At 75.8% G+C, this 23,611-nt stretch carries 18 protein-coding genes; 5 read left to right on the forward strand and 13 right to left on the reverse strand.

The features are described from left to right. Positions 1-155 precede the first annotated feature (155 nt). Both ACFP3R_RS35300 and ACFP3R_RS35305 read right to left on the reverse strand, forming a co-directional pair. Entirely contained in the window at positions 156-1,628 is a 1,473-nt protein-coding gene (locus ACFP3R_RS35300) for a class I adenylate-forming enzyme family protein (RefSeq protein ID WP_380642937.1), read from the reverse strand. 130 nt (positions 1,629-1,758) lie between these two features. Beyond that, the gene (locus ACFP3R_RS35305) at positions 1,759-3,603 is read right to left on the reverse strand and encodes a glycosyltransferase (RefSeq protein ID WP_380642939.1); all 1,845 of its coding nucleotides are present in this window, start codon (positions 3,601-3,603) and stop codon (positions 1,759-1,761) included. A gap of 255 nt (positions 3,604-3,858) precedes the next feature. Between ACFP3R_RS35305 and ACFP3R_RS35310 the strand changes: the two genes are divergently transcribed. Beyond that, positions 3,859-4,749, forward strand: coding sequence for an alpha/beta fold hydrolase (locus ACFP3R_RS35310; protein WP_380642941.1), 891 nt, complete (start codon positions 3,859-3,861; stop codon positions 4,747-4,749). Here ACFP3R_RS35310 and ACFP3R_RS35315 read toward each other — a convergent pair. Then, positions 4,733-5,521: an MOSC domain-containing protein gene (locus ACFP3R_RS35315; RefSeq protein WP_380642943.1), complete on the reverse strand. Its 789-nt coding sequence runs from the start codon at positions 5,519-5,521 to the stop codon at positions 4,733-4,735. The two genes, ACFP3R_RS35310 and ACFP3R_RS35315, sit on opposite strands and share 17 nt — an antisense overlap. 140 nt (positions 5,522-5,661) lie before the next feature. On the opposite strand from ACFP3R_RS35315, the gene ACFP3R_RS35320 reads away from it, so the two are divergent. Beyond that, complete coding sequence (locus tag ACFP3R_RS35320; protein WP_380642945.1) at positions 5,662-6,183, forward strand: OsmC family protein; 522 nt, start codon at positions 5,662-5,664, stop codon at positions 6,181-6,183. A gap of 311 nt (positions 6,184-6,494) precedes the next feature. Continuing rightward, complete coding sequence (locus ACFP3R_RS35325; RefSeq protein ID WP_380642947.1) at positions 6,495-7,172, forward strand: glycoside hydrolase family 11 protein; 678 nt, start codon at positions 6,495-6,497, stop codon at positions 7,170-7,172. Positions 7,173-7,267: 95 nt separating this feature from the next. Here ACFP3R_RS35325 and ACFP3R_RS35330 read toward each other — a convergent pair whose 3' ends face one another. Beyond that, the gene (locus ACFP3R_RS35330) at positions 7,268-8,608 is read right to left on the reverse strand and encodes an amidase (protein WP_380642949.1); all 1,341 of its coding nucleotides are present in this window, start codon (positions 8,606-8,608) and stop codon (positions 7,268-7,270) included. Positions 8,609-8,704: 96 nt separating this feature from the next. Between ACFP3R_RS35330 and ACFP3R_RS35335 the strand changes: the two genes are divergently transcribed. After that, positions 8,705-9,112 (forward strand): cobalamin B12-binding domain-containing protein, encoded by a 408-nt coding sequence (locus ACFP3R_RS35335; protein ID WP_380642951.1) that lies wholly within the window; start codon positions 8,705-8,707, stop codon positions 9,110-9,112. Here ACFP3R_RS35335 and ACFP3R_RS35340 read toward each other — a convergent pair. From ACFP3R_RS35340 to ACFP3R_RS35360, 5 genes are all read right to left on the reverse strand, one after another. Then, positions 9,102-9,848 (reverse strand): thioesterase II family protein, encoded by a 747-nt coding sequence (locus tag ACFP3R_RS35340; protein WP_380642953.1) that lies wholly within the window; start codon positions 9,846-9,848, stop codon positions 9,102-9,104. The genes ACFP3R_RS35335 and ACFP3R_RS35340 overlap by 11 nt on opposite strands. Next, positions 9,845-13,129 (reverse strand): type I polyketide synthase, encoded by a 3,285-nt coding sequence (locus ACFP3R_RS35345; RefSeq protein WP_380642955.1) that lies wholly within the window; start codon positions 13,127-13,129, stop codon positions 9,845-9,847. Before ACFP3R_RS35345 ends, ACFP3R_RS35340 begins: the two co-directional genes overlap by 4 nt. Then, positions 13,126-14,997, reverse strand: a complete 1,872-nt coding sequence (locus tag ACFP3R_RS35350) for a non-ribosomal peptide synthetase (protein ID WP_380642957.1) — start codon at positions 14,995-14,997, stop codon at positions 13,126-13,128. The genes ACFP3R_RS35345 and ACFP3R_RS35350 overlap by 4 nt, the downstream gene beginning before the upstream one ends. 22 nt (positions 14,998-15,019) lie before the next feature. After that, positions 15,020-16,606, reverse strand: a complete 1,587-nt coding sequence (locus ACFP3R_RS35355; RefSeq protein ID WP_380642959.1) for an MFS transporter — start codon at positions 16,604-16,606, stop codon at positions 15,020-15,022. Between the two features lie 86 nt (positions 16,607-16,692). Further along, positions 16,693-17,271 carry a helix-turn-helix domain-containing protein gene (locus ACFP3R_RS35360; protein WP_380642961.1) on the reverse strand — a complete coding sequence of 193 codons (579 nt, stop codon included), beginning with the start codon at positions 17,269-17,271 and terminating at the stop codon, positions 16,693-16,695. 55 nt (positions 17,272-17,326) lie between these two features. On the opposite strand from ACFP3R_RS35360, the gene def reads away from it, so the two are divergent. Beyond that, complete coding sequence (gene def, locus ACFP3R_RS35365) at positions 17,327-17,884, forward strand: peptide deformylase (protein WP_380642963.1); 558 nt, start codon at positions 17,327-17,329, stop codon at positions 17,882-17,884. 24 nt (positions 17,885-17,908) lie between these two features. On the opposite strand, the gene ccrA is transcribed toward def, so the two are convergent. From ccrA to ACFP3R_RS35385, 4 genes are all read right to left on the reverse strand, one after another. Then, positions 17,909-19,246 (reverse strand): crotonyl-CoA carboxylase/reductase, encoded by a 1,338-nt coding sequence (ccrA, locus tag ACFP3R_RS35370; RefSeq protein ID WP_380642965.1) that lies wholly within the window; start codon positions 19,244-19,246, stop codon positions 17,909-17,911. 15 nt (positions 19,247-19,261) lie between these two features. Next, a complete protein-coding gene (locus tag ACFP3R_RS35375; protein ID WP_380642967.1) occupies positions 19,262-21,055 on the reverse strand; it encodes a condensation domain-containing protein in 1,794 nt (597 codons plus the stop codon). Further along, on the reverse strand, positions 21,052-22,914 hold the full coding sequence (locus tag ACFP3R_RS35380; protein ID WP_380642969.1) for an AMP-binding protein: 1,863 nt from the start codon (positions 22,912-22,914) through the stop codon (positions 21,052-21,054). Before ACFP3R_RS35380 ends, ACFP3R_RS35375 begins: the two co-directional genes overlap by 4 nt. Beyond that, positions 22,911-23,611: condensation domain-containing protein (locus ACFP3R_RS35385; RefSeq protein ID WP_380642971.1), on the reverse strand; the 701-nt coding region annotated here is incomplete at its 5' end. The genes ACFP3R_RS35380 and ACFP3R_RS35385, both read right to left, overlap by 4 nt.

The following is a 23,611-nucleotide window of genomic DNA, read 5'->3' on the forward strand; positions in this document are numbered from 1 at the left end:
GCCGGGCCGGATCAAGGCCGGGCCGGATCAAGGCCGGGCCGGATCAAGGCCGGGCCGGATCAAGGCCGGGCCGGATCAAGGCCGGGCCGGATCAAAACCCGGACGCGGGCCCCGCCCGCGCCGAGACCCGGGCAGGCACCGAGCGCGGCCCCACGTCAGCCGATCTCGGCGCGCCACTCCCGCACCACGTGCCGGCGCAGCTTGCCCGAGCCGGTGCGCGGCAGCGCCGGCACGAACACCACCTCGCGCGGCACCTTGTAGGCCGTCAGGTCCCGGCGCACCGAGGCGATCAGCTCCTCCGCCAGCGCGTCGTCCGCCGGCCCGTCGGCACGCGCCAGGTCGGCACGCACCACGTAGGCGCGCAACCGGGTCGCCCCGTCCCGGTCGGCGACGGCGCACACCGCCGCCTCCCGCACCAGCGGGTGCCCGACCAGGAGGTGCTCCACCTCCAGCGGGTGGACCTTGATGCCGCCGACGTTCTCGATGTCGTCCAGCCGGCCGGTGACGCGCAGGAAGCCGTCGGCGTCGAGCGAGGCCAGGTCGCCGGTGGCGTACCAGTCCCGGGTGCGCACCGGCGCGCCGTCGTCCCCGGTCCCCAGCGTCACGGTCGGCCCGCGCACCTGGAGCCGGCCCACCACGTCCGGTTCGACCGGATCGCCCCGCTCGTCCACCACGCGCACCTCGCACGGCGGCAGCGCGCGGCCCACCGTGCCCACCCGCCGCGCGGTCGGGGTGTTGGCGGCGAACGCCTGACCGACCTCGGTGGCGCCGATGTTGTTGAGCAGCCGGTCGCCCAGCACCCCCATCAGCCGCTCCTCCAGCGAGGTCGACAGGACCTCGCCTCCGGTGGAGGCGATGCGCAGGCCCGCCAGCCGCTCGCCGCCCGGGTGGGCGATGAGCCGGGCGTAGAACGTCGGCACCGCGAACAGGGCGGTGACGTGGTACTTGTCCACGATCGCCAGCACGTCGTCGACCAGCGGCGGGTCCGGGTTGAGCACCACGCGGCACCCGGCCGTGAGCGGGTAGAGCAGGGAGTTCCCCAGCCCGAAGGAGAAGTACAGCTTCGACACCGAGTGGACCACGTCCCCCGGACCCAGGCCCAGCCCCGCCGAGCCGAACGAGCGGAAGCCGATCGGCGGGTCGCCGTGCAGGTGCGGGCACATCCGGGGCACGCCGGTGGTCCCGGAGGTGAACGTCGCGTACACCTCGTCGTCGAGGGCGCGCGGCACGACCGGCACCGGCCGCGCCCCGGCCAGGTCGGCGAACCCGGTCGTGCGGAACCCGGTCAGGCGCGGCACGTCCTCCGATCGGCACACGACCAGCGCGGGCCGGGCCGAGCCCACCACCTGGCGCAGCTCGTCGGGGTGCAGCCGGGGGTTGACCGGGACCGCCACCGCGCCCGCGTGCGCGGCGCCCAGGAAGGACAGGACGAAGTCCGTCCCGTCGTCGAGCACGAGCGCGACCCGGTCACCGGGTCGAACGCCCGCCTCGATCAGGCCGCCCGCCACGCGCGCGGCCCCGTCGTACACGGCGGCGTGGGTCAGCAGGGTGCCGTCGACCTCGTAGGCCGGGCGGTCCAGCCACCCGCCGGCGGCGGCTCCGGCGCGCAACGCCTCGACCAGGTTCATCCCACTGCCCTCCTGCTCCGACCCGCCCGGGGACCCGGGCGGGGGAAGGTCCCGCGCACGCGGGGTGGGTCCGCGAGCACGGGAATGCGGTCCTCGGCGTGGCGGAAGGTCCCGCGCACGCGCGGCGGGGTCACCGCCCCGGTTCCCCGCCCGCCGGCAGCGCGGCGGCCTTCGCCCGCCACTCCTGCACCACGCCGAACACCCCGTCGACCGCGTCCAGGTCCGTCAGCGGCGCGGGTCCGCCACGTAACGCGCCGAGGAAGTCCACGTACGCCCCGCTCACCGGCGGCGCGGCGAGCTCGGCGGCCGGCGCGCCGGCCGTGCCCGTGACCGAAACGCGGCACAGCGGCTCACCCCACCCCACCTCGACCGTCCCCGTGACCCCACCGGACACCACCGCGGCGCGGGCCCGGCCACGGGTCGCCACCACCTCGCGCACCCCGGTCACCGGCGCGCCGAGCACCCGCTCGACCGCGTCCACCACGTCCGGCCCGAGTTCGGCGACGACGTCGCGACCCGCGACCTCCGGCCGGTCGAGGCGCACCGCGAAGGAGGTCGGCACCCCGGCCCGCCCCTCGGTGATCGCCTTGCCCAGCGCGGTCAGCTCTGGGTGGTGCGCCAGGGGCAGGTCGACCGCGCACCGGCCGGGCGCCCGCCGCGCGGCCTCGACCAGCAGCGGGAGGTCGGCCACGGCGTGCTTGTCCAGCAACACGGGCAGTCCCCGGCGCAGCGCGGTCAGCACCGCGTCGGGATCGGGCGCGAGCACCACCACGCCCTCCGCCGGCACCGTCTCCACCAGCCGGGTCCCGTCGCCCAGCGCCCAGGGCGCGCCGTGCGCGCGGGCGGCCGACAGCCGGGCCCCCAGGTCGACATCCGCCACGCCGACCACCCGCACGCCGGGCACCGCGGGCACCACACCCGCGCCCGCGCCGACGAGCACGACCCGCACGTCCGCGGGACCGGCGGTGGCCAGGACCCGGTCGCTGGCGAAGAAGCTGAGGTCGGCCGACGCGGCGGCCGGGTCGGCGAGCACCGACACGCGCGGCCGGTCCAGGTCGGTGTAGTCCTTCTCGACCGGCGCCCACTCCAGGTCCTCGGGCGGGTGCGCGGGTCCGGCGGCGAACAGGTCGGCCCAGCGACCGCGGATCACGCGCATGTGCCGCTTCCAGATCGGCAGTTTGTCGTGGCCGACGTGGTTGAACGTGGTGCCCTCGAAGTGCCGCACCGCGACCGACCCGACGTACCGGATGCGCTCGCCGTCGGCGCGCAGGCGGCAGCACAGGTCGACGTCCTCGCACAGCGAGACCGGGTCGAACGCCTCGTCGAAACCGCCGACCCGCCGGAAGGAGGCGTGCCGGACCATCAGCGCGGCGGTGGGCGCCCAGGTCTGCTCGCGGTGCGCGCGGTGCTCCTCGCCCAGCGGCCGGCCGCGCCCGATCGAACCGATGCGCCCGTCCGCGGTCGAACCACCCCCCGCGCACTGCACCAGCTCCCCCTCGCCCGGGTAGAGCAGCAGGGGTGACACCGCGGCCAGCCCGGGGTCGGCGGCGAGTTCGGCGGCGAGCACCTCGACCACCCCCGGGTCGTCCAGGACCACGTCGTTGTCGAGGAAGAGGAGGAACTCGCCGCGCGCCGCCGCCGCGCCGACGTTGCGGCGCTCGCTGCCGCCGCGGTCGTCCTCGTGGCGCAGCACCACCAGCGGGTGGCCGAGGTCCAGCCCGGCCAGGTGCTCGGCGGTGCCGTCGTCCGACCCGTTGTCCACCACGACGACCTCGACGTCACCGGGCGCGCGGGCGAGTGACGCCAGCGCCCGGCGGGTGTACTCCAGGCGGTTCCTGACCAACATGACGACCGAGACCAGACCGGGTACCGGGAACGGGTTCACGCTGCGCCCTCCACCGACGGGGGATCGACCTGACGCGGCACGTCGCCGTGCCGTTCGAGCACGGGGTCTGGGCGGGTGCCCGCGCGCCACCTCCGCCGCGGCGTCGGGATCGGTCCGACCGGTCGGAGCGCCACGCCACCGGGGTCGTGCGGGGCGGCGCCTTCCGCCTCTCCCGCCGCCCGTTCCACTATGGTGGGACCGACAGCGCCGGGGTTCGGCGGTGGCCGTGCGGAAAACCGGTGACCGCAGCCCTCCCGGGAGGGTGGGCTGGATCGTTCCGGCGCTGAGCGTAAGGGCGGTTCACCGCGTGCGCCAGCACCCGAATCGGACTTCCGAAGGGACACCGTGGAGGACGTCGCCGGCACCACCGGTCCCCGGTATAACCCCCGCCTCCTGCTCGACCGGGACGCGGGGGCGGCCCCCGTCCGGACGGCGTTGTTCTGCCACGCGGCGGGTTTCACCGGCCTGGTGTGGCGGTCCTGCGCGACGCGGCTGGCGACGCCGCTGCGCGTGGCGGCCCCGGACCTGCGCGGCCACGGCGAGGCGCCGCCCCTGCCCGCGGACGCCGACTGGGGCGTGTTCGCCGACGACGTGCTGGGCGCGGCCGGCGCGCTCGGTCCCGGTCCGCTGATCGGCGTGGGCCACTCGCTGGGCGGGACGGCCCTGCTGCTGGCGGAGGCCCGCGCGCCCGGCACGTTCGACCTGCTGGTCTGCTTCGAGCCGATCCTGGCGACCCACGACGACCCCGCCTTCGCCGAGGCCGCCGCCCGGCGGCGCGCGGTGTTCCCCTCGCGCGCCGAGGCGCACGCCCGCTACTCCTCACGGCCGCCCCTGTCCCTGCTCGCGCCGGAGGTCCTCGACGACTACCTGGACTCCGGCCTGGCCCCCGACCCGGGCGGCGGGGTGCGGTTGCGCTGCGCCCCGGAGGTGGAGGCCCGGTTGTTCCGCACGGCGATCTCCTGCCCGTGGCGGGAAGCGCTGCCGCTGGTGCGGTGCCCGACGGTGTTCCTGCGCGGCGCCGGATCGGTCGTGGTGACCGGGGAGTCGCTCGCGGCGGCCCACGCGGAGCTGCCGGCGGGCCGGTCGCGGGAAGTGCCGGGAATGGACCACCTGGGCCCGCTGGTCCGGCCCGGCGCGTTCGCGCGGGTGCTCGACGGGATCTTCGCGGAGTCCGGCGTGCCGGGGCCGGCGGGGCGCGGGGAACACCCCGGCGGGTCGGTCACCGCCACTCGGTGACGGTGACCTCGTCGCCGACCGCGACCTCACCGGGGGTCAGCACGGTCGCCTTCAGGCCGAAGCTGACGCCGTCGGGTTCGCGGCGGTAGTCGGCCAGCGTGCGCAACGGCTCGGGGCCCACGCGCACCCCGGCCGACTGGTCCACGAGGGTGACCGCGCAGCGGATGGCCAGCTCGCCGAAGCCGATCTCGGCGCCGCCGACCGTCATCCGGCCCACCCGGTCCTCGGTGTGCGGCTCGGGCCAGCCGTCGATCACGATGTTGGGCCGGAACCGCTCCAGGGGCACCGGCTCCGCGCCCTTCGCCGCGATCCGCGCGTTCAAACCGTCCAACGAGGACAGTGAGACGACCAGCAGCGCGGTCGGGTCGACCCCGTCGCGGGCCCGGCTCGCCCGAGCCGGCTCGCGCACCAGGCGCGCCGGTCGGCCGATCACCCCGGACAGCCACTCCGCCGCCTCGTCGCCCTGGTCGACCCCGGTCCCCGGCCACTTCTCCACGTCGACCGGGCGGACCTGCCCGTCCACCGCCACGTCCAGCACCAGGTCGTCGGCGCCGGGCGCGCTCAGCTCCAGCTTCGCGCCCTCCTCCAGCACCCGGCCCCGGACCACGGCCAGGAGCGGCGCCTCGCCCTGCCAGACCGTCTGCCCCTCCGGCCCGACCACCGCGAACAGCCGGTCGTGGGGCGGTCCGGTCGGGGTGAGCTCGACCCGGTCCACGACGACCCGGGCACAGCCCTTGATCGGGTAGGACGCCAACGCGCGCACGGTCGCCACCCGACCAAAGTACCGGCGTGCGGCGGCATAGCACAGGACCACCCGGTGGGTCACCGCTTCCCACGGTGCGGTCGGGGTTCCCCGCGCGCCCCACCGGCGGGATCCTGCTGCCGGGAGCCACTACCACCGGGAGCGAGCCGATGACCGCGGAAGTCAGCCACACCCTCAACGACGTCGACATCGAGGCGGTCGGCCGCCTCGTCGAGGCGATCCGCCAGGACGACGCCAAGGCCGCCACCACCTGGGCCGCGCACGTGACGTGGACGGGCGGGTTCCGGTCCGAGGCGCGCGTGCGCGGGTTCGCCCCCACGCACTCCGACGAGCCCGCCGCCCTCGGCGGCGGCGACACCGCGGCCAACCCGGTCGAGCAACTGCTGAGCGCCCTGGGCAACTGCCTCGCGGTGGGGTACGCGGCCAACGCCACCGCCGCCGGCATCGCCGTCGACCGGCTCACCGTCGACCTCAGGGGCGACGTCGACCTGAGGGTGTTCCTCGGGCTCGCCGAGGGCCACGCCGGGTTCGGCTCGATCACCGCCCGGGTCCGCCTGGACTCCCCCGCGCCGCGGGCGGAGCTGGAGGAGCTGCACCGCCGGGTGGTCGCCACGTCGCCGGTCGGCCACACGCTGCGCAACGCCGTGCCGGTGGAGGTCGAGCTGGCCTGAGGTCCGGCGGAGGTCGGGCGGAAAAGGCGGGGAACGCCCTTCCCCGCCTTTTCCGCGCGTCGGGGTAGAGCGTGATTTCACCCGACAACGGGGAGGAATCGAGTCCGGTATTTCCTCCGAAAATCCTTGTGGGGGCGGTGTTTCGCAAACTTTCGGAAACCGTTGACAACGCAGCGGAGTCGGTTCGATGCTGTGCGCATCGATAGACCTGGATCACCGCGTCGACGCGGGTCGGGTGACCACCGGTCGGTTCCCGAGGTCTATCACGCTGCCCGGTCCGCCGCCGGCCTCAACGAGGAGGAAGCATGCACATGGACGACGCACCCATCCCGCAGATCAGCCGCAGATTGTTCGTGGGTGGTGCCGGCGCCCTGGCACTCACCACGACCGGGCTGGTGCTGCCGGGCACCGCCCAGGCCCAGACCGTCACGAACAACCAGACCGGGAACCACAACGGTTACTACTACTCGTTCTGGACCGACGCCAACGGAACGGTCTCCATGACCATGGGTTCCGGCGGTCAGTACAACACCACGTGGCGCAACACCGGGAACTTCGTGGCCGGCAAGGGCTGGAGCAACGGCAGCCGCCGGACCGTGCGCTACTCGGGCAGCTTCAACCCGTCCGGCAACGGCTACCTGTGCCTCTACGGCTGGACGTCGAACCCGCTCGTCGAGTACTACATCGTGGAGAGCTGGGGCAACTACCGGCCCACGGGCACGCACAAGGGCACGGTCACCAGCGACGGCGGCACGTACGACATGTACCAGACGATGCGGTACAACGCCCCGTCCGTCGAGGGCACCAAGACCTTCCCCCAGTTCTGGAGCACCCGGCAGCAGAAGAAGGTCGGCGGGACCATCACCACCGGCAACCACTTCGACGCGTGGTCGCGCGCCGGGATGCGCCTGGGCAACTTCAGCTACTACATGATCATGGCCACCGAGGGGTACCAGAGCAGCGGCAACTCCAACATCACGGTGAGCTGACCGGGAGTCCCCTCCCGGACGGGCGAGCGGGACGAGCTGGACGAGCGCCGTGGCGCGGCGGCGGTGCGGTCGCCGCGCCACGGCGCCGTCGGCCGTCAGCCCACCGGCGGTTCCGCGGTGTGCCAGTCGGTCAGCCCTTCGTACGCGCGGGCCGCCGCGAGGAGCTCCAGGTCCGCCCCGCGCGGACCGATCCACTGCACCCCCACCGGCAACCCGTTCGCGAACCCCACCGGCTGGCTCACCACCGGCAGGCCGGACAGGCTCAGCGGGATGGTCAGGCTGCCCGCCCGCATCTCCAGCACCGGCAGGTCGACCGGCGTGCACGCGGTGAACGGCACGGTCGGCGACAGGAGCAGCCGCAGCCCGTGCCCGGTGAACAGCGCGTCCCAGGCGCGGCCGATCCGCGCCACCGCGTTCCGGGCCGCCGAGAGCGCCCGCTCGTCCACGCCGCCGCCCACCGCGACCGCGCCGAGGATGGCCGGGTTGTGGTCCAGCAGGCCGCGGGCGGCGCCCGCGCGGTGGGCCGCCGCCACCTCGTGCAGCGCCACGCCCCGGTAGGCCGGGCCGACCAGGTCCATCGCGGGCGCGGTCACCTCGACCAGCCGGGCGCCGGCCCGTTCGAGCAGGCCGATCGCCTCGGCCACCACGTCCCGCACGTCGTCGTCCGACTCGGCCAGCCAGTCGGTCACCACGCCGATCCGCACGCCCGCCAGACCCGGGACGGGGAAGTCCGAGGTGGACGGCAGGCCCGCGAGGCAGCGGAACAGCAGCTCGGTGTCGTCGACCGTCCGCGCGATCGGGCCCACGCGGTCCAGGGTCGGCGAGGCGGGCCACACGCCGTCGTGCGGCACCCGGTCGCCGGTCGGGCGCAGGCCGACCACGCCGCAGAACGCGGCCGGGATGCGGATCGAGCCCCCGGTGTCCGACCCCACCGAGGCCGCGCACTCGCGCGCCGCCACGGCCGCCGCCGACCCACCGCTGGAACCGCCGGCCACCCGGCGCGGGTCCCACGGGTTGGCGGTCGGCGCGCACGCGATGCCCACCGCGAACTCCTGGGTGGTGTTCTTGCCGAACACCACCGCGCCCGCCTCGCGCAGCCGCCGCACCACCGCCGCGTCCCGCGCCGGGTGGATGTCCGGCCACACCGGGGAGCCGTACCTGGTGGGCATGTCGGCGGTGTCGACGATGTCCTTCACCCCGATCGGCACGCCGTGCAGCGGTCCGCGCCACCGGCCCGCCACCACCTCGGCCGCGGCCCGCTCCGCCTGCCGCCGCACGAGTTCCGGGTCCAGGTGGGCGAAGGCGCGCACGACCGGCTCGGCCCGCTCGGCGCGCTCCAGGAACGCCTCGGCCAGCTCCACGGGCGACAGCTCGGCCGACGCCACCGCGTGGGCCAGCTCGCGGACGGACCACGAGGTGATCGGGCGATCGGCCATGGTGCGGATCTCCTCTGGCGAGCAGGACGCGGTGTTCTCGCGGCCGGTGTCCGGGTAGCCTGAAAACGTTGCGCGTCAACGGGAACGGGGGTCTTCATGATACGGGTGGTCATCGGCAAACCCGGTTTGGACGGGCACGACCGGGGTGCCAAGGTGGTGGCGCGGGCGTTGCGCGACGCCGGTGTCGAGGTCGTCTACACCGGCCTGCACGTCACCGCCGAGCAGATCGTGCGCACGGCGGTGCAGGAGGACGCCGACGGCATCGGGCTGTCCGTGCTGTCGGGCGCCCACCTCGTCCTGTTCCCGCGCGTGGTCGAGCTGCTCGCGCGGGAGGGCGCCTCGGACGTCGTCGTGTTCGGCGGCGGGATCATCCCCGAGGAGGACATCCCGGTGCTGCGCGCGGCGGGCGTGGCCGAGGTGTTCACCCCGGGCACGCCCGTCGACGCCATCGTGGACTGGGTGCGCGCGACCTTCTCCGAGGACCGCAGGCGCGTCACCGCGTAGCGGCCCGGGACGCGCTCGTCCGCAGGAACGACAACACCTCCTCGCGGCCGGGCGCGTCCCGCAGGTAGAAGTGGCCGCCCGGCAGCACGGTCAGCTCGCACCCCGCGGTGGTGTGCCGCGCCCAGTCGGCGAGGCGGTCCTCGGCGATGTCGTCGTCCCGCCCGCCGAACACGCGCAGCGGCACGTCCAGCGGCGGCCGGGGCGCGTAGCGGTAGGTCTCGTAGACCTCGAAGTCCGCCCGGTAGGCGGGCAGCACCATGGCCAGCAGGTCCCGATCGCCCGCCACCTGCGCCATCCCGCCGCCGTAGGACCCGTCGATGAACGAGATCAGCTCCTCCTCCGGCAGGTGGTGCACCGCCTCGCGACGCGGGCCGTGGTGCGGCGCGGGGATCGCCGACACCACCAGCAGTTCGGGCAGCGGCCTCCCCCGCTCGCGCAGCTCCAGCGCCACCTCGTGCGCGACCAGCGCGCCCAGGCTGTGCCCGAAGAACGCGAACGGCGGCCGGAAGTCCACGTGCTCGACCACCGCGGCCACCAGCTCCGCCATGGAGGTCAGCGGTTCCTCGGCGAAGCGCGAGCCGTGGCCGGGCAGCTGGACGCCCAGCACCTCGACGTCGGGCAGCTCGTCGGCCCACCGGACGAACTCGCCCGGTGAGCCGCCGCTGTGCGGGAAGGCGTAGAGCCGCAGGGCCGCGTCGGGGCGGGGCAGGCGGCGGGCCGTCCACTTCGGAGTCATGAGTTCCCTCCCGCGGCGCGGGCCGCGGTCGTCCGGCCGCGCAGCAGCGCGGTGAGCTGGGTCGGGGTGGGCGCGGTGAAGATCTCCTTGGCCGACACGGGGACCTCGAACCGCTCGCGCAGCCACTTCGCCAGCTGGGTGGCCAGCAGCGAGTCGCCGCCCAGGTCGAAGAAGCCGTCGTGCGGGTCGACCTCGGGGAGGCCGAGCAGGTCGCGGAACGCGGTCACCACGGCGGACCGCACCGGGTCCTCGTCGGCGCCGGTCGCGGGCGTGGCTGCGGGGGTGGTGCCGGCCGTGGTGGCGTCGGCCGTGGCCGCGGTCGCACTGGTCGTGGCGCCGGCCGGGGTCGCGGTCGCGCCGTTCGCGGTCGCGCCGTTCGCGGTCGCCTCCCCCCGCTCGATCCGCACGCGCGCGGCGGGCTCGTCGTCACGCGCCCGCGCCGGCTCGACCAGGAACGCCGTGTGCTCGAACGGGTACAGCGGCAGCGCGGCACGGCGACGGGGCGCGTCGTGCAGGCGCGCGAAGTCCACCGGGACGCCCGCCGACCACAGCCGCCCAGCGGCGGTCAGCACGCTGATCCGGTCGGGCGTGCCCTCGGCCGCGTGCGGCAGGGAGTTCACCGCCACGTGCCGCGCCGACCAGGCGGGGTGCCGGCGGGCCAGGGCGGTGAGCGTGGTGCCCGGACCGACCTCCAGCAGCACCGAGTCCCGGTCGGCCAGCAGGACCTCCAGCGCGTCGCCGAACCGGACCGGCCGGCGCAGGTGCGCGGTCCAGTAGTCCGGGTCGCACGCCTCGGCGTCGGTCAGCACCCGGCCGGTCGAGTCGGACACGACCGGCGTGGTCGGCGGGGACAGCCGGATGCCCGCCACGAGCTCGCGGAACCGGTCGGTGATCGGGTCCACCAGCGACGAGTGGCCGGCGGTCGCGATGCGCAGCACGCGCGCGTCGAACCCCCGCTCCCGCAACCGCTCGGCGAACCGCTCGACCAGCTCGGCGGGCCCGGTCGCGGTGCACTGGTCGGGGCCGTTGACCGCGCCCAGGTCCAGCCCGGGGGGCAGCAGCTCGCGCACCCGCTCCTCGGGCAGCCGGACGGCCGCCATGCGCCCCTCGGGCAGGCCCTGGAGCAGCCGCCCGCGCTCCGCGACCAGCGCGGCGGCCTCGTCGACCGCCATCACCCCGGCCACGCAGGCGGCGGCGAACGCGCCCAGGCTGTGCCCGACCACCCGCGCCGGCCGCACGCCCCAGCTCTCCCACAGCTTCGCCAGCGCGTACTCGACGGCGAAGACGGCGGGCTGGCCGAAGCGGATGGTGTCCAGCGAGGCGACCGCCGCGTCCCGCCCGGCCGGGTCGGGCCGCAGGACCGAGGCGAGGTCCAGGCCGCTGTGCCGGGCGCACTCGTCGAAGGCGGCCCGGAACACCGGCTCGTGGTGGTGCAGCTGGGCGGCCATGCCGACGTGCTGCCCGCCCTGGCCGGGGAAGGTGAACACGACCGGCTTGTCCTCCGCCTTGGCGGTGGACGGCACCACGCGGTCGTGCTCGCCGGAGCGCAGCACCCGGGCCGCCTCGGCGGCGGACTCCGCGACGACGAACCGGCGGTGCGGCCACGCCCGGCGGCCCAGCTGGGAGGTCCACGCGAGGTCGGCCAACCCGATGTCGGCCAACCCGATGTCGGCCAGCCCGGTGTCGGCCAGCCCGGTGTCGGCCAGCCCGGTGTCGGCCAGCCCGGTGTCGGCGGGGCCCGTGGTGGCCGGGGCAGCACCGGCCAGGGCAGCGTTGGCCAGGGCAGCGCCGGCCGGAGCTGCCGCGTCGAGCCGGTCCGCCGTGCGGCGGGCCAGTTCGTCGAGCGCGGCCGGTGTGCGCGCGGACAGCACCACGAGGTGACCCGGCCGCTCCGGCGCGGGCGGCGCGGCGACCTCGGGTGGCTGCTCGACCACCGCGTGCGCGTTCGTGCCGCCGATGCCCAGGGCGTTGACCCCGGCCCGGCGCGGACCGCCCGCCGGCCACGGCCCCGCCTCGGTCCGCACCTCGAACGGCGACGAGGCGAAGTCGATCTGCGGGTTGGGCGTGGTGAAGTGCAGGCTCGGCGGCAGCACGCCGTCCCGCACCGCCAGCACCGCCTTGATGAAGCCCGCCACGCCCGCCGCCGCGTCGGTGTGCCCGATGTTGGTCTTGAGCGAACCCAGCGCGCAGAACCCGGTGCGGTCGGTGTCGGCGCGGAACGCCCTGGTCAGCGCCAGCACCTCGATCGGGTCGCCGAGCGGGGTGCCGGTGCCGTGCGCCTCGACGTAGCCCACCGAGCCGGCGTCGACCTCGGCCGAGTCGAGCGCGGCCCGGATCGCCCGGACCTGGCCCGCGACGCCCGGCGCGGTGAAGCCGATCTTGTCGCCGCCGTCGTTGGCCACGCCGGTGCCGCGCAGCACGGCGTGCACGCGGTCGCCGTCGGCCAGCGCGTCGGCCAGCGGCTTGAGCACCACCAGCGCCGCGGCACTCCCGCCGACGGTGCCGGTGGCGTCGGCGTCGAACGCCCGGGTGTGCCCGTCCGCGGCGAGGATGCCGCCCTCCACGTAGGTCCCGGCGGGAGGCGGCACGTGCACGGTCGCGCCGCCGGCCAGGGCGATGTCGCAGTCACCCGCCAGCAGCGCCTGCGCGGCCACGTGGATGGCCACCAGCGAGGTCGAGCAGGCGCTCTGCACCGTGCACACCGGACCGCGCAGGCCCAGCTTGTGCGCCACGCGGGTGGTGAGGAAGTCGGGCGCGGTCGCCATGCGCAGCTGCCAGGCGTCGACCATCGGCAGCTCGGCGCGGGCCGCCTGGAGGGCGGCCAGGTAACCGGTGGTGCCGCCGCCGGCGAACAGGCCGATCGCGCCGCCGTACGCGGCCGGGTCGTAGCCCGCGTCCTCCAGCGCGTGGTGCGCGCACTCCAGGAACACGCGGTGCTGCGGGTCGGTGATCAGGGCTTCGCGCGGGGTGAGGCCGAAGAAGCCGGCGTCGAAGCCCGCCGCGCCCTCCAGCACGCCGTACCCGCCGGTCCGGCCCTCCTCGTCCACGGTGCGGGTGACCGAGTCGACGCCGGCGAGGACGTTGCGCCACAGCGCGTCGACGTCCGGCGCGCCGGGGAAGCGGCCCGCCATGCCGATGACGGCGATCTGGTAGCCGGTGTCGTCGAACCCGGGCCCGTCGGAGTCGGGCCCGTCAAGCCCGGAACCGTCAAGCCCGGAACCGTCAAGCCCGGAACCGTCGAACCCGGCGTCGTGGCCGGCCTGGTCGTGTGCGGCGCTCACCGCTGTGCCCCTTCCGCGTTCGTGGTCCCCCGCCTCTGCGCCCGCAGCCTGCGCAACCGGTCCCGGCCGCTGCTGCGGAACGACGCCGAGGCCAGTTCGACGGGCTCGGCCCGCGCCTCCTCGGCCCCCTCCCCACCCCGGCGCAGCCGGTCGGCCAGGCCGCGCACGGTGTGGTGCTCGAACAGCTCGACCAGCTCCACCGCGTACCCCAGCTCACCGGTCAACCTCCGGTGCACGTCGGCCAGCAGCAGCGAGTGGCCGCCGAGGTCGAAGAAGCTGTCGTCGCGGCCGATCGCCTCCAGGGACAGGACCTGCCGCCACACGCCGACCACCGCGGCCTCCACCTCGTCCAGCCCCGTCGCACCCGCCGCGGACCCCGGCGCGGCCGGTTCGGGCAGCGCCGCGCGGTCGACCTTGCCGTTGGCCGACAGCGGCAGCGCGGGCAGCGCCACCACGTGCCGGGGCAGCATGAACGCGGGCAGCCGCTCCGCCAGGTGCTCCCCCAGGTCGGTGGGCGCCGCACCGCCCGACCCGGTCACCACGTAGGCGACCAGGTGGGCGTCGGGGGTCTCGCGGTGGCGCACCGAGACGTGGGCGGCCACGACGTCCGGGTGCTCCTCGACGACCGCGCGCAGCTCGTCGGGCTCGATCCGGTTGCCGCGGATCTTGACCTGGTCGTCGGTGCGGCCGATGAAGTCGTACTCGCCGTCGGGCCGCAGCCGCACCAGGTCGCCGGTGCGGTACCGCCGCCCGCCGGCGTCGTCGGTGGTGAACCGCTCGGCGGTGAGGTCCGGCCGGCGGAAGTACCCGCGGGCCACGCCGGGGCCGCCGATGTGCAGCTCGCCGACCTCGCCCGGGGGCACCGGGCGCAGCCCCGCGTCCAGGACGTGCAGCTCGGCCTCCGCCACGGGCCCGCCGATCGGCGGCAGGCCGTCGCCGTCGGGGGTGACCAGGCCGCCGGTGGTGAACACCGTGGCCTCGGTCGGCCCGTAGATGTTGACCACCCGGAACGGTTGGCCGGGCGCCGGCCTGGCGGTCAGGCGCTCGCCGCCCACCATGAGGGTGCGCAGCGCCCCGTCCGCCGGCCACGACATGCCCAGCAGCGGCGTGCCGATGGCCACCGTCAGGAACAGCGCCTTGACCCGTTCGGCCACCAACCAGTCCCGCAGCAGCTCCGGGGTGAGCACGGTCGCGGTGTCCGCGACCGTGATCGTCGCGCCCGAGGTCAGCGCGGGCCAGGTGTCGAACACCGCGGCGTCGAAGCCCGGTGAGGCGACCATGGCGACCCGGTCGCCGGGTGCCAGGTCGTGCGCGTCGACCTGGGACCCGGCGAACACGGCGAGGGCGTGGTGGTCGATCATCACGCCCTTGGGCTCGCCGGTGGAGCCGGAGGTGTAGATGACGTACGCCAACCGGTCCGGCGGGTACTCCCCCGGCCCCTCGAACGGCACGTCCGACGCCCCGTCCGACGCCCCGTCGGCGGCCGCGGCGGAGCCGAGCACCTCGACCCCGTCCGCGCGCCACCGCCCGGCCTCCTCGGGCGAGGTCACCAGGGGGACCCCGGCCCCGGCGAGCCGCAGCACGGCCGCCGCGCGGCCGTGCGGGTGCGCCGGGTCCATCGGCAGGTAGGCCGCGCCCGCGAGCGCGACGCCCAGCACCGCGGCGACCTGGTCCGCCCCGCGCGGCAGGCGGACCGCGACGACGTCGTCGGGTCCCGTGCCGCGGCGGCGGAGCAGGCCGGCCAACCGACCCGCCCGTGCCGCCAGCTCGCCGTAGGTGACCTCGACCCCGCCCTCCCGGACCGCGACCCGCCGCGAGTGGTCGGACGCCTGCCGCCAGAACGCGGTGACGACCGGCTGTGCTGCCATCTGCCCCCCAGTGCTCGGAAATTCAGGTTGAACGTGATGACGGTGCGTCGGACCCGACCGCCGGTTCGGCGGTCTGCCCACCGGCCGCGGCCGGGTCCCCGAACGCCTTGCGGGGCATCCCCCACAGGGTCGGTGCGATCGCCGCGATCGTCACCAGGCCGGCGACGAGGAACGCGACGTTCAGGCCGCTCGCCGAGGCCGCGCGGGCGACGTCGGCGAGCACGTCCGCGGCGACCGGGGCGTCACCGGGCACGCGGCCCTCGGAGAGCTGCTCGGTGACGCGGCCCAGCTCCCCGCCCAGCGGCTGCGCGGCGAGCCGGTCGCGCAGGTCGTCGAGGAAGGTGGAGACCTGGGCCGCGCCGATCGCGGCGATGCCCACCACGGTGCCGAACTGGAGGCCGGTCTCGACCGTGCCGGAGGCGGTGCCCGCCCGCTCCGGCGGCACGGAGCCCAGCGCCACGGTGTTGACCGGCGGCAGGGTCAGGCCCCAGCCGATGCCGATCAGCCCGACGGCCCACCAGATGCCGCCGTAGCCGGTGTCCGCGTCGGTGAACCACAGCGCGGCCAGGCCGACGCCGCCGACGGCCAGGCCCACGGACACGATCTGGGCCGCGCCGTACCTGGCCATGAGCTTGCCCGCGATGGGCGCGGCCAGCACGAGCATGACCGCGGCGGGCAGGAACCCGATGCCGGCCTTGAACGGGCTGTACCCGAACGCCTGCTGGAGCAGCTGCGACAGGAAGAAGAACGACGAGGACAGGCCGAAGCCGAGCACGAACGCGACGATCGTGGACGCGGTGAACGGCTTGGAGGAGAACAGCGACAGCGGCATCATCGCGTGCTCGCTGCGCCGCTCCACGGCGATGAACGCGACCAGCGCCAGCACGGCGACCGCGAACGAGCCGAGGATGACCGGCGAGCCGAAGCCGACCACGACGCCCTCGATGATGCCGTAGGCCAGCGCGAGCGCGCCCAGCGAGCCCAGCAGCAGGCCGGGCAGGTCCAGCCGCCGACCCTCGGCCGGCGCGATCGAGTCCACCGTGAACACGACCAGGACGATCGCGGCGATGCCGAGGGGGACGTTGATCTGGAACAGGACGCGCCAGTCGAAGGTGGCGACGAGCCAGCCGCCCGCCACCGGGCCGAAGGCGATCGCCGCGCCGCTGAGCGCGCTCCAGATGCCCAGCAGCTTGGCGCGCGCGGCGTCGCCGCCGGCGAGCAGCGAGATCAGCGCCATGGCGGCGGGCACCAGCATGGCCGCGCCGACGCCCTGGAGGGCGCGGCCGGCGATGAGCACGCCCGCGCTGTCCGCCAGGCCGCACACGGCGGAGCCGACGATGAAGAGGGAGGTGCTGGCGAGCAGGCCGGTGCGGTGCCCGAGGCGGTCGCTGACGGCGCCGCCGGTCAGCACCAACCCGGCGAACGCCAGGGTGTAGGCGTCGAACATCCACTGGAGGCTGGTGAGCGACGCCGACAGGTCGGTGCGGATCACCGGTAAGGCGACCGCGCTGATGGTCAGGTCGAGCATCGCGATCAGGGACGTGGCGAACACCGTGAACAGGGCGACGCGCCGGCGCGTGCCCACGACCGGGGCCGCGGGGGTAGACATGACTGGGACTCCCTCATCGGGTAGCGGGGGTCGAACGGACGGGGGCGCCCCGCCCGGTCGGACCCGAGCAGGCCGCCGGGAGTGGATCAGTCGTGCCGGGGGCCGGCGTCGTCGGCGGACCCCGGGTCGAGCATCGGGAACAGCCGCGCCACGACCGCGACCGGCTCCGCGCCGGTCGGGCGTGCCGAGGGGTCGTCCTCCCGGTGGCGGAACAGCGCGATCAACGACCGCACCGCGTCGCCCAGGGCGGCCATCTCCTCGGGGGTGAGGTAGACGACCTGGCTGAACGCCTCGTCCCGCCGCCAGTGCGCGGGCACCTCCCCGCGCCGGTCCAGCCAGCGCTGGTAGCTCTCGTCCTCCAGCGCGCGGTTGAGCCCGCCGAGGTCGGGGTGCGCCGGGCGTTCGGCGGCCGGTCGGGGTCGGGGCGCCCTGCGGCGCCCCCGTCCCGCACCGCGCGCCAGCCGCCACGGCCTGGCCCGCCCGGTGACCCCCGGGACGTCCTCGACCAGGCCCTGCTCGGCCAGCTTGCGGAGGTGGAACGAGTAGAGCCCGGTGTTGCCGCCCAGTTCGCGCGCGGCCTGCGCCGAGGTCAGCTCGGCGCGCGTGCGCAACAGCTCCAGCAGCGCCTCGCGCACCGGGTGCTCGTCCCGCCTCGACTCGTCCACTTTGCAAACAGTAGGAGTTTGCAAACTCAACGTCAACAGCCCTACCCTCGACGCCATGACCGTGCTGCCCGTGCGCCTGTTCGGCGACCCCGTGCTGACCCAGCCCGCCGCCCAGGTCACCGACTTCGACCAGGAACTGCGCCGCCTCATCCGCGACCTGCACGACACGCTGGACGACCAGCGGGGCGCCGGGCTCGCCGCGCCGCAGCTGGGCATCAGCAGGCGTGTGTTCGTCTACCACCTCGAAGGGGTCAAGGGCCACCTGGTCAACCCGACCCTGAGCTTCCCCGACGAGGAGGAGCAGGACGGCCCCGAGGGCTGCCTGTCCATGCCCGGCCTGTACTTCGACACCAAGCGCCGGCTGAACGTCGTCGCCAAGGGGTACACCGCGCACGGCGACCCGGTGCAGGTCGTCGGCTCCGGCTACCTGGCGCGCTGCCTCCAGCACGAGACCGACCACCTCGACGGGGTGCTGTTCATCGACCGGATGGATGCCCAGCGCCGCCGCGCCGCCCTCAAGGAGATCCTCGCGGCCGACTGGGCGGGTCGCCCGGCGCCGACCGTGAAGATCAACCCGCACGACTCCGGCGCGGGGATGTGGTTGCGCCGTTAGGCGCGGCGGCACGGGCACCACGGGTCAGCCCCGCGCGGTCGCGACGGCCCGCAGCGGGGCGACCGAGGTCTCCCCGATCCGCGCCCGCAGCTCCGGGTCCGTCACGCCCAGGCCGGCGTGCGGCGCGAGCCCCAGCACGGCGATCTTGCCGACGTGCCGGTTGGTCTGCACCAGGCGGGCGGCCTCCGCGCTCTCCTCCAGCGGGAACACCTCGTTGAGCGCCGACTGCACCCGGCCGAGCGCGACCAGGCGGTTGAACTCGGCCATCTCCTGGAGGTTCGCGCCGTGGCTGCCGATGACGCGCTTGAGCTTCATCCACAGGTAGCGGTTGTCGTACTCGTGCCGGTAGCCGGTGCTCGAACCGCAGGTCACCACGACGCCGCCGCGGCGCACGACGAACACCGAGATGCCGAACGTGGCCCGCCCGACGTGCTCGAAGACCACGTGCGGGTCCTCGCCCACCGCGCCGCGGATGGCCCGGCCCAGCCGCTTGCCCGCCTCCGCCTGGTCGGTCGAGCCGCCGAGCCCGATCTCCTCCCGGTTGATCACGACCTCGCAGCCGAGCCTGCGGGCGGCCTCCACCTTGGACTCGCCGCCGACGACGCCGACCGCGATGCCGCCGCCGTTGCGCACCAGCTGCGCCGCGTACGCGCCCAGACCGCCGGTCGCGCCCCAGATCAGCACGACGTCGCCCTGCTTGATCTGCGCGCCGCGGTGGCTGACCAGCATCCGGTAGGCGGTGCCGCCGCACAGCAGGTTCGACGCGGCCTCCTCCCAGGTCAGGTGGGCGGGCTTGGGCAGCAGCTGGTTCGCGCGGGCCACCGCGTAGTGCGCCAGCGAGCCGAAGTTCGTCTCGAAGCCCCACGCGCGCTGGTCGGCGTCCAGCATCCCGTCGCTGTGCGTGGCCGGGTCCTGGTCGTCCACGTAGGACGCCGACACCACGACGTGGTCGCCGACCTTCCAGCGCCGCACGCCCGAGCCGACCCGGACCACGACGCCCGCCGCGTCCGAGCCGAGCACGTGGTGCGGCTGGTCGTGCCGCGCGGCCCAGCCGCCCTGCCTGCCGAAGTGGCGCAGGAACGCGAACGTGGGGACGGGCAGGAACATCGCCGACCACACGGTGTTGTAGTTCATCGCGCTGGACATCACCGCGATGAGCACCTCGTCGGGCGCCAGCTCCGGCATCGGCACCCGGCCCAGGCGCAGGGACTTGCGCACGTCGCGCTCGTCCTGGTCCTGGCCGGCGAACATGTCCACGTCCTCGACGCGCAGGTGCACCGCCGGGTACTCCTCGGGCACCGGGATGCGGCCGAGCTCCTCGGGTCCGGCGCCTGCCAGTGCGGCCTCGGCGAGTGGGTCCATGGTTCCTCCTCCTGGTCAGGGCGTGGTCGTGAGGGCGATGCGGCCGGGCAGGTCGAACCCGTCCAGGTGGTCGCGCAGGTGGGCGCGCAGCTCCCCGACACCGGGTGGCCGGGCCGGGTCGGCGGGCTCCACCTCGGCCACGGCGACGGGCCCGCGGCGACCGGTGTCGCGCACCTCCACCCGCGCGTCGCGCACCCCGGGGTGCGCCCGCAGCACGCGCGCCACCAGCGGCGCGTCGATGAAGCCGTGGTGCCGCAACCACCGCGTCGCCCGGGGTCCGAGGTGCTCGACCGCGCCGTCCGGCCGCACGCGGGCCTCCTCGCCGGTGTCCACCCAGGACCCGTCGGCGGGGTCGGACACGACCAGCGCGCCGGGCACGCCGACGTGGGCGGGCCCGCCGTCGGGGCCGACCACGGCCAGCGCGCCGCCCGACGTGGGCCGCAGCACCGGCGCGGCCAGCGGCTCGGGCGCGGGCCCGGCGACCCAGGGGGCCGCCGGGCCCTCCTCCGCCGGCGCCGAGGGCACGCCGCGCGCCACCGGCGCGCCCGACGAGCGGGCCAGCGAGCGCACCGCCTCGTGGAAGTGGGCCGCGAACGCCTCCGCGCCCGCCGCGTCCATGGTCTGCGGCCGGTAGTCCAGCCGCACCAGGCCGCGCGGCCAGTCCGCCCGCACCTGGAGCGTCTTGTCGAACGTCGCCGAGGTGTTCGCGGTGAAGAAGTCCCAGCGCAGGTCCAGACCCGGCACGTCCAGCCGCAGGCCCCGGGGCGGGCGCGGGAAGGACAGCCCGAACTGGGTCATCAGCCTGCGCGCGGCCCGGTCCGGCACCTCCGCCAGCAGGCGGCGGAACGGCACGCGGCGGAACCGGCGCATCCGCGCCAGCGCCTCGTCCGCCTCCGCCAGCGCGGCCCCCGGCGCCCGGTCGGCGGCGCAGGGCAGCACCAGCGGCACGACGTTGACCTGCACGCCCGCGGTGCCCCGGGTGGTCTCGTCGCTGACGTCCGCGGCGATCGCCAGGACCGCCGCGTCGTTGCCGTACCAGGCGAGCTGGCGGGCCAGCGCGGCCAGCAGCGCGGTGAAGGTCGACACCGAGGAGCCGGCGGCCAGCTCGCGCAGCGCCGCCACGTCCCGCTCGGCCAGCGGCGTGGTCGCGGTCGACCGCACCCCGGTCCGGCCGGGCTCGCGGCCGCCCTGCACCAGCAGCGGGCCGGTCACGCCGGGCAGCACCCGCGTCCAGAACGCGGCCGCCTCGGCGCACACCTCGTCGGGCGCGTCCGCCGGGTGGGCCGCGTCGAGCGGCGGGCCGAGCCCGTCCGGGTCGGTGAGCGCGCGGGCGAAGTCGGCCGCCACCACGAACTTGCTGCGGCCGTCGAACCCCGCGTGGTGGACCGAGAACACCACGGTCCGCCGGTCCGGCGCGTGCGCCAGCCCGTGGAACCGCACCGGTCCCTCGGCGGCCAGGTCCCAGCGCCTGCGGTTCTCGCCGGCCGCCATGAACGCCGCGGCGGCCTCCCGCTCCGCGCCGGCCTCGCACGGCACGGCCACCTCGTCGTAGGACAGGGCGTCCGCCGCGTCCAGCACCACCTGGCGCAGCTCGCCGTCGACGACGCGCAGCACCGAGCGCAGCGGCTCGTGCCGGTGCAGCACGGCCAGCGCCGCGCGGTGCAACCGGCCGGGGTCGAGCGGGCCGGTGACCGCGACCGCGAAGTAGCCGCTGCTGCTGGTGCCCGGGTCGTACTCCTGCTCGGCCCACAGCGCGGACTGCGCGGCGCTGACCGGCCGGTGGAGCACCCGGCCCCCGAGCGCGGTCACGACCGCGCCGCCGCGCGGTGCCGGCGGGCGCGCACGGCCTCGGCCAGCAGGCCGGCCAGCGCCACCCGGTCGACCTTGCCGCTGGGCGTGCGCGGGAACGCGTCCAGCACGGTGATCGAGACCGGCACCGCCACCTCGGGCAGCACCTCGCGCAGCCGCGCGGTGACGGCGTCGGTGTCCAGCCCGGTCGCGCCGCCGGCGAGCACGACCGCGGAGCGCAGCGTGCGGTGCCCGGAGGCGCTCTCCACCACCACGGTCACCGCCCCGTCCACGCCCGGTTCGGCGAGCAGGTGCGCGTCCACCTCCAGCGGGTCCACCCGGATGCCGCGCAGCTTGACCTCGTCGTCGTTGCGGGTCAGGAAGCGCAGCACGCCGTCGACCAGTTCGACCTTGTCCCCGGTGCGGAACGCCCTGGTGTGGCCGTGGGGGGTGCGCGGGACGTCGACGTAGCGGCGCGCGGTCAGCTCCGGCTGCCCCAGGTAGCCCGCCGACATCGGCCGGCCCGCGACCAGCAGTTCCCCCACGGTCGGCACGGCCGGGTCGTCGGGCAGCACCAGCGCCTCGCAGCCCGGCAGCGGCGTCCCGATCGGGGGCAGCGCGGGCCAGTCCGCGGGCGGGCCGGTGAGGACGTGCGCGGTGACCATGGCCGACTCGCTCTGGCCGTAGTGGTTGTTGAGCCGGCAGCCGGGCAGGCGCTCGAAGAACCGCCGGATGCGGGGCGTGCACACCAGCTGCTCCCCCGCGGTGTTCACCTCGACCAGCCGCAGCCGGGCCGGCGGCTCGTCGGTCGCCGCGATGGTCAGCATCTGGAGCGCCAGGTTCGGCAGGAACACCCGCTGGACGCCGTGCTCGGCCAGCCACTCCAGCAGCTCGCCGGGCTCCCGTCGCAGCCGCTCGGGCACGACCGCGACCGTGCCGCCGCCCACCAGCGTGCCCAGCACCTCCTGGAACTGGACGTCGAAGTTCAGCGGCGCGAACTGGGCGGTGCGCAGGTCGGGCGCGATCGAGTGGTCGGCCTGCCAGCGGGCCATGGCGTCGATGCAGTGGTAGGACACCTCCACGCCCTTGGGCCAGCCGGTGGAGCCGGAGGTGTAGATCAGGTAGACGGCGCGCTCGGGCACCTGCTCCCGCGGCCACCGCACGTCGGTCTCGGGGTCGAAGCCGGCGGCGTCCGGCTCCGGCGCGTCCGGGACGGTCGCGGTCACCGGGTGCCGCACCACGTCCCGGTCGGTCAGCAGCAGCGCGGGCGTCGAGTCGGTGACCATGTGCTCCAGCCGCCTGACCGGGTACTCCGGGTCCAGCGGCACGTAGGTCGCCTCGGCCAGCAGCACCCCCAGCAGCGCGACCACGGCCCGCGTCCCGCGCGGGTAGGCCACCGCGACCCGGTCGCCCGGCCGCACGCCGCGCTCCCGCAGCAGCTCGGCGGTGCGGTGCGCCCACGCGTACAGCCCGGCGTAGGTCAGGGCCGGTCCGTCGCCGACCAGCGCCAGGTCGTCGCGGCGCTCGCCGGCGGTGCGGCGCAGGGCGAGCGGCAGCCACTCGGCGTCGCTCTCCCCGCCCCACAGCCCGGCGTAGGCGGGCTCGGCGGGCTCGGCCTCCAATTCCTCGGCCTCCAATTCCTCGGCCTCCAATTCCCCGGCTGCCAGCTCCTCGGCCAGCTCGCCCACGGTCGGGTGGTCGAAGATCACCCGCAGGCCCACGGTCAGGCCCAGCCGGTCCCGGATGCCGGCCGCGATCCTGGTCGCGGTGATCGAGTCGCCGCCCAGGTCCACGAAGTTCTCGTCCTCGGCGATGCCGTCCACGCCCAGCGCCTGCTCCCACAGCGCGGTGAGCTCGGCGGCGATGTCGGTCGGGTTCATGCCAGCACCTCACGGATGGTTCGCAGCGCGGCGCCCGGGTCCGCGGCCCAGCGGCGGGCGGTCTCCTCGAAGGAGTCGCGGAAGAACTCCGCGCTGTCGGCGGTGAACAGGTCGGCGGAGGTCAGCAGGTGGCCGGTCGCGCCGGACCGGGTGAAGTCCAGGTGCAGCTCCACCTCGTACCTCGTGCGGGTCGGCGGCACCGGGTGCCACGCGGTGCGCGCGCCGGGGAACCGGGGCGGTTCGGCGGGCGCGTGCAGGTCGAACACGGACTGGGCCAACCGCGCCCGGCGCGGGGTCGGCGGCAGGCCGGCGGCCGCGGCGACGCGGTCGAACGGCGCGTCGGCGTGGTCGGCCGCGTCCAGGACGGTCCGCCGCACCCGCTCGACCAGCTCCCGCAGCGTGGTCGCGGGCGGGCAGGCGATCCGCACCGGCACCACGTTGACCAGGAACCCGACCAGGCGGTGGTCGGCCGGGTCCAGGCGACCGGCGACCGGGACCCCGACCACGGTCTCCGCCGCCGGCGGCTCGTCCGCGCCGGTGAGCACGGCCGCGAAGCAGCCCAGGAGCACCTGGAACGGCGTGGCGCGGGCCTGCCGGGCCACCCCGGCGACGGCGGCGCACACCTCGGCGGGCAGCTCGACGCGCCGCGCGTGGGCGAGCCCGCCGCGCCGCGCGGGCCGCGCCAGGTCCGGCCGGT

It is taken from the genome of Saccharothrix lopnurensis, from assembly GCF_042658445.1.
GTDB classification, from domain to species: domain Bacteria; phylum Actinomycetota; class Actinomycetes; order Mycobacteriales; family Pseudonocardiaceae; genus Actinosynnema; species Actinosynnema lopnurensis.

Coding starts and splice junctions, on each gene's coding strand:
- ACFP3R_RS35380 (WP_380642969.1), bottom strand. CDS start 22,914: ATGAACCCGACCGACATCGCCGCCGAGCTCACCGCGCTGTGGGAGCAG.
- ACFP3R_RS35320 (WP_380642945.1), top strand. CDS start 5,662: ATGACCGCGGAAGTCAGCCACACCCTCAACGACGTCGACATCGAGGCG.
- ACFP3R_RS35300 (WP_380642937.1), bottom strand. CDS start 1,628: ATGAACCTGGTCGAGGCGTTGCGCGCCGGAGCCGCCGCCGGCGGGTGG.
- ACFP3R_RS35325 (WP_380642947.1), top strand. CDS start 6,495: ATGGACGACGCACCCATCCCGCAGATCAGCCGCAGATTGTTCGTGGGT.
- ACFP3R_RS35355 (WP_380642959.1), bottom strand. CDS start 16,606: ATGTCTACCCCCGCGGCCCCGGTCGTGGGCACGCGCCGGCGCGTCGCC.
- ACFP3R_RS35335 (WP_380642951.1), top strand. CDS start 8,705: ATGATACGGGTGGTCATCGGCAAACCCGGTTTGGACGGGCACGACCGG.
- def (WP_380642963.1), top strand. CDS start 17,327: ATGACCGTGCTGCCCGTGCGCCTGTTCGGCGACCCCGTGCTGACCCAG.
- ACFP3R_RS35340 (WP_380642953.1), bottom strand. CDS start 9,848: ATGACTCCGAAGTGGACGGCCCGCCGCCTGCCCCGCCCCGACGCGGCC.
- ACFP3R_RS35330 (WP_380642949.1), bottom strand. CDS start 8,608: ATGGCCGATCGCCCGATCACCTCGTGGTCCGTCCGCGAGCTGGCCCAC.
- ACFP3R_RS35350 (WP_380642957.1), bottom strand. CDS start 14,997: ATGGCAGCACAGCCGGTCGTCACCGCGTTCTGGCGGCAGGCGTCCGAC.
- ccrA (WP_380642965.1), bottom strand. CDS start 19,246: ATGGACCCACTCGCCGAGGCCGCACTGGCAGGCGCCGGACCCGAGGAG.